The 2,579-nt window shown below is 61.1% G+C and carries 2 protein-coding genes; both read left to right on the top strand.

Annotated features, from left to right (window positions below):
• Positions 1–148: 148 nt before the first annotated feature.
• Positions 149–1,687 (top strand): IS21 family transposase, encoded by a 1,539-nt coding sequence (istA, locus tag FQ320_RS25065; protein ID WP_148475977.1) that lies wholly within the window; start codon positions 149–151, stop codon positions 1,685–1,687.
• A 13-nt stretch (positions 1,688–1,700) separates the two neighbouring features.
• The gene (istB, locus tag FQ320_RS25070) at positions 1,701–2,465 is read left to right on the top strand and encodes an IS21-like element helper ATPase IstB (RefSeq protein ID WP_187394088.1); all 765 of its coding nucleotides are present in this window, start codon (positions 1,701–1,703) and stop codon (positions 2,463–2,465) included.
• Positions 2,466–2,579: the final 114 nt, after the last annotated feature.

Consider the following 2,579-nt stretch of genomic DNA (forward strand, 5'->3'; position numbering starts at 1 on the left):
TGCGTGTTTCGCGTGATGATGGGCAGCGATTTCGGGTGATGATGGGCACGTATTTCACGCGAAGGTGGGCAGTGATTTCGCGTGATGGTGGGCAGGTCTGGTCGGTAAACTGAGGATAGATGCCCCTTCAGGAATGAAGGAGGGCAATATGCCAACGGGACGATTGAACATGCGCCGCATTAGAGATGTTTTGCGATTGAAGTTTGGCCAAGAATTGAGCGAACGGGATATTGCCGTATCGCTCGGGCTCGGCAAGGGCAGTGTCGGGGCCTATATCGCCCGCGCACGGAGGGCTGAGTTAACCTGGCCACTGCCGGAGGGGCTGGATGACGACAGCCTCGAGCTTTTACTCTTTCCAGCCTCCCCCACGGTGCCGGACCCGGATCGCCCTGTTCCTGATTGGCTCATGATCGACCGTGAGTTGCGTCGGCCTGGGGTGACGCGGATGCTACTGTGGGAAGAATACCGCGCCGCCCATCCCGAGGGTTTTGCCTACACGTGGTTCTGCACCCACTATGAAGCTTGGAAAGGACGTGTCCGACCGACAATGCGCCAGACGCATGTTGGCGGCGAGAAGGTCTTTGTAGACTTCGCCGGCGATACGATCGACGTGATTGATCCTGCGACCGGAGAGGTCCTTGCACAGAAGCTGTTCGTCGCGGCCATGGGGGCGTCAAACTTCATTTACGCCGAGGCGGTTGCCTCTGAGGGACTGGAGGACTGGATCGGTGCCCACGTCCGGATGTTCACCTTTCTTGGAGGCGTGCCCTTGGTCGTGGTGCCCGACAACTTGAAGTCCGCGGTCATCAAGGCGGATCGATTCGACCCGGGCCTGAACCGCAGCTATGCCGAGATGGCAGCGCATTATGGCACGGCCATTCTTCCTGCCAGACCGCGTAAACCCCGGGACAAAGCCAAGGTCGAGGTTGCAGTGCAAGTCGCGCAGCGCTGGATCCTCGCGCGGTTGCGCAATCACCAGTTCTTCTCGCTGGCTGATCTGAATGCCGCGATCCGTCGTCTGCTGGATGAACTGAACATGCGCATCATGCGTGGGTATGGCGCCAGCCGAGCCGACCTTTTTGCCACGCTTGACCGGTCGCAGCTGCAACCATTGCCCGATGCGCCCTATGCGTTTGCCCGCTGGAAACGCGCGCGCGTTGCCCCGGATTACCACGTCGAGGCAGACAGCTCCTGGTATTCCGTGCCGTTCGGGTTGATCCGCCAAGAGGTTGATGTCCGCATTTGCGGCGCTGTCGTCGAGATATTCCATAAGGGGCAGAGGGTTGCCAGCCACCCGCGCTGTCCAGGACGGCGCAGTCACGTCACGGTGCCCGAGCACATGCCCTCGGCTCACCGTCGCTACGCGGAATGGACCCCGGCGCGGATGCTGGCGCATGCGAGAAAGATCGGCCCTGCTGTTGCTGCTTTCTGTGAAGTCGTAATGGCGGATCGCCCTCACCCCGAACAGGGCTTCCGCACCTGCCTCGGCGTATTAAGCCTCGCCAAAAGCTACGATGCCGTGCGCATTGATGCCGCCTGTCAGCGCGGGCTGTCGATCCGGGCCCGCTCCGTCGCCTCGATCAGATCGATCCTTAAATCAGGTCTGGACCGCGCCTTCCTCGAAGAGACGGCCGAGGAACTTCCCCTGCAACACAACAATATCCGTGGCCAAGGCTACTATCATTGAAAGGAGAAAACCCTTGCTGATACACCCAACCTCCGAGCGGCTGACCGCCCTCGGCCTCACTGGCATGGCAAAGGCGCTGGACGAACAGCGCCGCGCCGACACCACCTTTGAACCCTTGGGGTTTGAAGACAGGCTTGGCTTGATGGTCGATCGAGAAGCTGCCGAACGTGACGCCAAACGCCTGACAGCTCGCCTCAAGTTCGCCGCGCTGCGGCAAGCCGCCTGCGTGGAGGACCTCGATCTGCGCAGCCCGCGCGGCATCGATCGCACCGTCCTGGCTCATCTGGTCGACGGCGGCTGGATCGGCCGCCATGAGAACTTGTTGATCACTGGCCCGACCGGCCTCGGCAAAAGCTGGATCGCTTGCGCACTTGGCCATAAGGCCTGTCGTGACGGTCGCGCCGTCGCCTATCACCGTGTCTCACGCCTCTTCGAGGCACTGGCCCTCGCAAGGGGAGACGGGCGCCATGCCCGCATGCTCAAGGCTATCGCCAAGGTCGAGGTGCTGATCCTGGATGATTGGGGGCTTGCCGTCCTGACTGCCACGGAACGCCGTGATTTGCTGGAAATTCTCGAAGACCGCCACGGGCGCGGCTCGACCATCGTTACCAGCCAGCTACCCGTCGACCACTGGCACGAGGCCATCGGCGACCCGACACTTGCAGATGCCATTCTTGATCGACTGGTTCACAACGCCCATCGTCTCACCCTCTCAGGCGATAGCCTCCGACGACGCGGAGCGGTCATGAAAGCGCTTGACCAAACCGCTCCAGCCTGAATCTATCAAAGTGTCGGCCAGCCTGCCCACGATCGTAAAATGGCTGCCCACAATGGCGTGAAACGCGTGCCCGACATCGCGCGAAATCAATGCCCACATTCCGCGAAATGCGCA

This window comes from Oceaniovalibus sp. ACAM 378 (assembly GCF_008085915.1).
Lineage (GTDB): Bacteria > Pseudomonadota > Alphaproteobacteria > Rhodobacterales > Rhodobacteraceae > Oceaniglobus.